At 36.7% G+C, this 7,617-nt stretch carries 6 protein-coding genes; all 6 read right to left on the bottom strand.

Annotated elements, in window-relative coordinates; genetic code table 11:
• Nucleotides 1-1,060, bottom strand: a 1,060-nt coding sequence (locus Q0I54_RS12555) for a leucine-rich repeat domain-containing protein (RefSeq protein ID WP_296119083.1), incomplete at its 3' end; no start/stop codon positions are given.
• 120 nt (nt 1,061-1,180) lie between these two features.
• A complete protein-coding gene (locus tag Q0I54_RS12550) occupies nt 1,181-4,150 on the bottom strand; it encodes a M4 family metallopeptidase (RefSeq protein ID WP_296119080.1) in 2,970 nt (989 codons plus the stop codon).
• Nucleotides 4,151-4,301: 151 nt separating this feature from the next.
• Nucleotides 4,302-4,985: a zinc ribbon domain-containing protein gene (locus Q0I54_RS12545; protein ID WP_296119079.1), complete on the bottom strand. Its 684-nt coding sequence runs from the start codon at nt 4,983-4,985 to the stop codon at nt 4,302-4,304.
• A gap of 25 nt (nt 4,986-5,010) precedes the next feature.
• The gene (locus Q0I54_RS12540; RefSeq protein WP_296119077.1) at nt 5,011-5,556 is read right to left on the bottom strand and encodes a zinc ribbon domain-containing protein; all 546 of its coding nucleotides are present in this window, start codon (nt 5,554-5,556) and stop codon (nt 5,011-5,013) included.
• 97 nt (nt 5,557-5,653) lie between these two features.
• Entirely contained in the window at nt 5,654-6,847 is a 1,194-nt protein-coding gene (locus Q0I54_RS12535) for a lectin-like protein (RefSeq protein WP_296119075.1), read from the bottom strand.
• Nucleotides 6,848-6,879: 32 nt separating this feature from the next.
• Complete coding sequence (locus tag Q0I54_RS12530; RefSeq protein WP_296119073.1) at nt 6,880-7,479, bottom strand: zinc ribbon domain-containing protein; 600 nt, start codon at nt 7,477-7,479, stop codon at nt 6,880-6,882.
• Nucleotides 7,480-7,617: the final 138 nt, after the last annotated feature.

Here is a 7,617-nt window from a genome sequence, read left to right as displayed (position 1 = left end):
CCACAATACTGTCTGCAAAAGCTTCTTTTCCGACATAAACGAATTCATCGTTATGAGGCACCGCAAAATAGGTTATCGTCTGATCGCCCTTCAATGCACTATCGACGATTCCTACTACTCTTTTATCCTCCTCGCCTATTGTATAAGTATCATAGCTGCGCACCTTCGCGGCTTCTTCCTCGTATCCAGTTAAGTATAACTTACTGGGGTCATCCGGAAGCTCTTCAACAGAAAAGCGTGCATATTCAACCTCTGTATTCTGGTTTCGCCATACCCGGCACTCCAGTCCCATTGCATTAACGAGCGCCTGTACATCCAGCATCTGCTGCTTGGTACACTTTTCGTTCAGATCTATGTCTCTCAGGTATTCACACTTATCAAAGGCGGTATCCGAAATTTCCGGCAGCTCCAATCCCTCCATATAAACATAAGTAATAGGAGAATTTCTAAAGCAATTATCCCCTATCTTCTCCAGACTTGCTGGAAGAAATACTCTCTGTAATCCTGAAGCTACTGAGAATGCACCAGGGCCGAGTTCCTTTACGCCTTCAGGAATGATCAGGTCTGTTTCTACCGAAAAATAGCTGAACGCTTCTTCTCCGATATATTCCAGACTATCCGGAAGATCCAGCCTGAATCCCCGATAAGATGAAAAACCTTTCTTATCAATAGTTTTCAGAGTAGACGGAAATTCCACATATTTTAATGTATCAGTGATACTAAAAGCCTCTTCTCCAACATGTTCCAGTCCCTCTGGAAGAGTCACATACCCTAAAAGAGGATCTTCGCATAAAGCTCTTTCACCAATTGATTTTACCGGCACGCCATCAATACTCTCCGGAATCGTCAGTCTGGTATTCATTCCATTATAACCTGTGATGCTTTCTGTTTCTGCGTCAAATTCCAGATTCTCTGTATCCAGATAGTCTTCAGCTGAATAGAGCACAGCCGGCTTTCCACTTGGCTGAATGTTCAAATCTTTATTATTTTCTTCAAAAACCTTCTTGTACTCTTCTATCTGGTCATCTGGCACATATATTATCACATCATCTGAAAGCATTCCAAAAGCCTCTGGACCTATTATACCCCGCTTTTCTCTTTTGTATAGTCTTTACACACAAACAAAGAGCTGTCCTGAGACAGCCCTTTTAATCACACGATATTTACATTTCATTTTCGTTTAATATACTACAACTTCAGATAACTTTTTCCATTCTATTTCCGCTTCAGCTCCCTGAACATCTATTACTCTTTTGGAAAATTCTTCTGAATTTAATGATTCTGAGCCATTGAAATAGAATACAGTGGTTGAAGCGCCTCCTACTTTATTATATTTTTTCACTTGTTCCATGCTTCTTCCATCTTCACTGATACTGTACAGAATCTCACTGTCAGTACTGCTTAAGCGAAATACTCCATTTTCATATATCATAGAATTATATAACCCTTCTGCAACGTCTTCAGAGGATATAATATCTTTCCCAATATTTAGTATCTGTATTGCATCCACATCATATGTAAAAATATCAGCTATCCGGTATCCTCCTATTGCCTGTTCATCCTGAGTTGCAAACATCAGCTCTTCCATTCCATTTCCATCAATATCGTAAAATCCATACCAGATTTCAGTCCCATTATATTTGTTATTTTTTACCAATGCTTCTCTGACATTCGGAAACTGAGTTTCCAACTGCGCTGCATTTGATTCATCATAAGAATCTATTGCCTGCTGATATTCTACAAAAACTGGTCCATATGCATCTACAATGTCACCAGGAATCCGCCGCCTTACAATTTGTGGAAAACTGAATTTATAATCCAGGTTATAATTGGCACTGGCCTGATATCCCTGATAAGTCATAGAAGCCTGAAATATTATTTTTAAATTATCAATCCTTCCTGTATCCGGATTGATAGCTGCTGTTATATGACCATCTCCATATTTCACATTTTCTACGCCATTCATCATACTCGCTGCTTCTGATGCCAGAGTTGTCATATTCTCACCCGCTATAGTGAATGAAATTTCATTCTCTGTTCTGGACGCACCCTGTATCATATCCTCTGTCAGTCCATAGAAATTGAAATATGTGGCATCAATTTCCACATCTGCCGTATAATCTGTCGGTTCCGTATAATGACAATGTGCCACTCCATCCGAATATTCCACCGACCACGCCATACTTTCATTAGCAGCCTGAATTCGAGCATCACCGGATACTTTTAATGCTGAAAGATTCTGCGCATCAAAACTACTTACATTTGCATGAGATTCCAGAGTTGCTTTTATTGTGGCATTCTGCTTTTCATCTTGTGAAGATATGTCTATATCTATATCTCCATTTAACGCTTCCTGCCAGCTTCCGGCATCTGTAATCTGTCTGGAGGCTTTCAGGTATGTATCATAAAGATCAGCTTTAGATCCAGTAATATTTACCACCAATACATTATCATAGTCTATGTACAAATCTTCATCATCTGTTGTTTCCGTTTTTTGAATACCAACTTTATCAAAAGCTTTTCCTATACATTCCCGCTGTCTGTCAGTCAGATTGTTCATAGCTAAAGCTGCTCTTTCCACTATTTTTCGGCATTTTATAAAATCACAGTCCGATGGCATAATCTCCATTGCTCGATACCAGAGTTTCACAATATCTTCCAAAGAAATTTTATAAGATTCATTTCCATCCATTCCATTCCACATTAAATATGCTGTATGGGAAATTATTGTACTGTAATAGTACCCCTTACCATTATTACTCATTTTTTCTTTCGGCATATCACTGATATACGAAGCATTATCCGAATCATAAGGATCCCTTAAATTTCTTCTTACTCCTATATTCTCAGCCGAATATATCCAGTCTGGCTCATTTTTGCCATAATACCAGGTTTTAACTATTTCTCCGTAAATATCGGATATTCCTTCATTTATTGCTCTATTCTCCACGTTTCCATTGCCATCAATCCAATCAACCAATTTACAACTTATAACATGTCCATACTCATGACCAATTACATTAATATTATCTACTCCTGTCACTTTTCCCATACTGATATAGCCGATATAATCATTTCCCTTTAAGCTGTGACTCCAGGTTCCTCCATATGCGTTTTTTCCATTATCCTGCCCATCATTAAAAATCCCACACACTGTACATTCAAAACCACATATCTTTTTAAAATATGTTCTTGTTTTTCGCAGATTATTATATAAACGCACGGCCTCTTCATAATTTTTTTCATTTTTATCATTTCCGAAAATATTATCAGTGCTAACTATCCAATGAGTCTTAGCTAAGTTGTTATTTTTACTGGATTTTCCACGCAAATCACCAACTCCATATAATGTACCATCTATTAATTCAAAACCATCTTCTGTTTTCTCCACAGGAAATCCATTTTCACGATTTACATCTGATGCTGCATACCCGGTTACATTTTGCGCCATAGCATTCACACTCAGCATTTGCCCACTTTTTGCATCTACAACAAATTCATAACCATTCATCATCACACAATATCCCAGATGAGACTGTCCATCTTTCGATAAATTGTAAATACAAAGATTGCTATCTGTCAGTGCTTCTATTTCTGCATAGTTCTCAGTTTCCTCATTTAATGTATTTTGGGCATATATCCGTATACCTTCTGCAACCTGAGCTTGTGTAACAGATGGTGACAGATCAATATTTTCATCTACATCTTTCGCATTCCCTGTAATATCTGTTACATTCTTTTTTTCATTCACCGCATAAACAACTGTTCTTTTATATACAGGGATTCCTTTATAGTTCTGCTGTAAACGATAATAATAATCCCCATCTACAACATCTACATTTCTTTCTGTAAGCTCAGAAAACGCATTTTTATATCCATACGCTTTTCCTAATTTCTTTGCATGTGCAATTGCCTGTTTTGAATTTCTAATTTTCGGTATATTCTCCATTACATACTCTTTATCGAACGATACCAGATTATCCAATATTCCTGTTTTCCATCCTGCAATTCCCACTCCAACAGAAATAACCAACAAAAGTAACAAACGCAACAGGATTTTTCTCATTCTGTACTTTTTCACTTTTGTTCCACATATCGGACAGAATTTTGCATTTTTATCCAATGGATTTTTACATTTTGAACATTTCATTTTAATCCACCTTTGCCATTTCCTTTACATATTAATCAGCATTTGTAATCCAAAAAGGGCAGCGAATATCTGGCTCATTCGCTGCCGCTTTATTCTGCTTTGTTTATATTATTTTTGAGATGTATTTTCTAATACTCATTTTAATTCTGTTTTACACTAACGCTGCCAGACTTGCGAAATCTATATACCACTTACCTCTTATTTTTACCAGATTAAGTTCAATATTACTTGTATTTCTAATTTCATTTCCGTTAAAGTTTATTTCTACTTCACATATTTTTCCCTCTGAAATGTCCACGTCCATTTCAAATCCATCTTTGTAAGTATTTTTCCATTCTTCTATATCTTCCTGTGAGGCTTTCTTTATGCTTTTTATTTCATAAGAATATTTCCATTCCTCACCATATGTATTAACAACAGTATTCATTGCAGAATTTAATTGCTCTTGTACTGCTTTTATGAATTCATTTTTTGTCATTCCACCTTGAGTTTCTGCAGCTTCTACGATTTCATCCGGTAAAATTTCTATAACTTTTTCTCCATCAACTGTCATTTCTGCTTTTATAAATTCTTTGATAAGTTTCTTCTCTGACTGCCCGGACAAAATCAATCTTGGAAAAGTTACCACAGCAACTGCAAGTATCAATAAAATTATAATTGGAATCACATTTATTTTTTTACGGGGTTTCCTAATTACTTTCTTATTCATCCCACTGTCAGTTTCAGATGGTGTTGGTATTTTTATTCTTACGTTGCTGTTGCCCAATTTCACCCCACAATCCACACAGAACTTCGCACTATCCTCATTCTTAGCTCCACACTCTGTACAAAACATAACTTTCTCCTTCCCTGATAACAACTCAATGCTTAGATATCCGCTGTTCTATCATTTGTTTCGCTGTCTCTCTGTCATCCAATCCCGGGATCACAATCAATTTTCCATTTGCACGAATCTGAACACATCCAAGCATACAGCTCACTTCTGAAATCTCATCATAAAAACATTCAAATTCTCCTACCAGCAATCCCTTCGAAGCAACTCCTGATACTGACTGCATTCCCACACAAAGCTTTACTTTCATACGCCCTATTGCAAGAACCAGAAATTCTACTGAAAAAACAAGGGAAGCAATTCCTATCAAAAATGTATTTCTACGTTCATCTGGATAAAAATATGGTGATAGTTCAGAATATCGATATAACATTGAAAACGTCAAAACCAAACATCCTGCCATGAGCGCAAAATATATGATCCCCGCCATCTGTTTGGCCCTGAAAACTTTTTCTCTTTCCATTTTTCCGGTATTTGTCCTGTTTACCTTTCCATCTTCCTGTACTCTGGCTCCACAGCCTGTACAAAACAGAGCGTTATCATCAATTTCTTTTCCGCATTTTCTGCAAAACATACCTTTTCCTCCCATCAATCCACAAGCACAAACAGTTGACACCTTAAAATAAAAATTTATCCTGCAAGATTGTTTCAAGAATCAACTGATCGGCACACTAATTTTCATATTCACATATGTATCCCATCTTTCCGCTATAAGAAGAAGTCTCACTCACCAGATCATTCGCCACATCATTCCATACCCACTGACTTAATCCCGTATGATAAAAAATACTTAATACATGTTCCTCTATTCCAGATGAAGAATCTGTAAATGACGGCTCACCCAGAAGCCAATCTCCTGAATTCCATGCATCCGGAGTATTTAAAACATTTCCTGTGAGATTATTATTCTGATCGATCCAGTAATAATCATGCGAATCAAGATTTCGTCTTCCACCTATAAAGAAAATATTATCCTGCATATTATTATTTGATAGAAATGACGATACATAGGTAAACTCTTCCTGTGATTCAAACGTCACCAGATGACCTCCCATTTCAATACATGACCGGTATGCATCTTCCCATGTTCCATCGGATAGGAAATATGCATATCTATGTATTTCATCACTCTGGTTTTCTGAATCATTTGTCATATCTTCAGGACTTCCAAATGCTTCTTCAGACGAAAGTTCTTCCTGCCCGGAATCTGTCTGTCCATTAAGTTCATTCAGTTTTTGCTGAATTTCTTCACTGTTTGTTACTGCATATGCATCAGAAAGAATTGTTTTTGCCTGTTCTATATTCCCCTGTTGTATCAGTTCCTCTGCATTTTCCATAACTGCCTGTATAAATTCTGTGTTATCTTCCGTTCCCGCTGATTCCTGCGTAGTATTTTCCTGTGATGTTTCTGTATCTTTACTTGCTACTTCTGTTTTTTCATTTACCGTAGGATTTTTTTCCTTATAGTTCTGATAAATTTTGTTTCCTAATACACCACATGATGCCAAAAAAACAATTACATTCAAAACCAGAATTATGACAGCGGCTTTTCTGGCTGTCTTATTTCGGACTGCCAGTATTCCACTTACAATTCCGCCTGCAAAAATCAGCATTACAATTCCACAGGAGAAATACCATTCATTTTTGGACACAACTGATATGGGAATCAGTTCAAGAAAATTTCCCACTCCTATGTAAAAATACAAAACCATTTCTATGCCAAACACAAATACCAGAAGACTGATCAGCATATAAATATTTATTTTTACCTGGAATTTTTTCTTATCCTTTTTACTATCGGCTGATTTCTGACAGGAACAGATTTCACCAGCTTCCAATTTTTTTCCACATTTTTCACAATACATATCTTTCTCTCTCAATACTTTTGTTCACTAAATTACTTTACCGGGCTGCCGCATAATTTACAGAATACATCTGTATCTTTCAGTTCTCCTCCACATACCGGACAGATCAATGGCTTCTCTGGCTGTTCTGCTTCTGTTTCTTCTATTTCTTCTGTTTTCATCTGCTCTGGCTGTTCTTTCTCAATTTTTGCACCGCATGATCCGCAGAATTTCTCATTTCCCGTTAATGGACTATGGCAGTTCCAGCACACTGCTGTTGATACAGGTACTTCTGCAATATGTTCTATCTGAGATCCACAATTACGGCAGAATTTCGCATCTCTGGATAATTCTGTGCCGCATACTTTACAGATTATTACTCCTTTCAGTTCCTGAAGCCTGTTCCTCAGATCTTCTATCTGTTTCTGATTTTCTTGAATTATTTCATATAAATCGGCAAACATTTCTCTTGAAGGTTCTTCTTCTGAATTATAGTAACGTTTCCCGATCTCCATATATGCTGTCTTAATTTTTTCCTCACAGGAATCAATAGCTGAAGAACATCTGACTATTTCCACATTATCTTTCGCTGCTTTTGACACATTCTTTCCCATTGCTTCAACTGCATTTGTTGCTCTGTTAAAAAAATTCATCTTTCATCCTCCCTGTTGTATTTACAAGTTTAACTTGTAGAAATTATACTACCAACTTCTATTTTATACAACTACAACTTATACAATATTTACAAAAGGAGTACAAAACTATGAACCGTATAAGAGAATTAAGAGAAG

The sequence above is a fragment of the uncultured Eubacterium sp. genome, from assembly GCF_934295145.1.
GTDB lineage: Bacteria > Bacillota > Clostridia > Lachnospirales > Lachnospiraceae > Eubacterium_I.
Note: the sequence above shows the minus strand (reverse complement) of the source record. Positions and strands in the feature narration are given on the sequence as shown.

Coding starts and splice junctions, on each gene's coding strand:
- Q0I54_RS12550 (WP_296119080.1), bottom strand. CDS start 4,150: ATGAAATGTTCAAAATGTAAAAATCCATTGGATAAAAATGCAAAATTC.
- Q0I54_RS12545 (WP_296119079.1), bottom strand. CDS start 4,985: ATGTTTTGTACAGAGTGTGGAGCTAAGAATGAGGATAGTGCGAAGTTC.
- Q0I54_RS12540 (WP_296119077.1), bottom strand. CDS start 5,556: ATGTTTTGCAGAAAATGCGGAAAAGAAATTGATGATAACGCTCTGTTT.
- Q0I54_RS12535 (WP_296119075.1), bottom strand. CDS start 6,847: ATGTATTGTGAAAAATGTGGAAAAAAATTGGAAGCTGGTGAAATCTGT.
- Q0I54_RS12530 (WP_296119073.1), bottom strand. CDS start 7,479: ATGAATTTTTTTAACAGAGCAACAAATGCAGTTGAAGCAATGGGAAAG.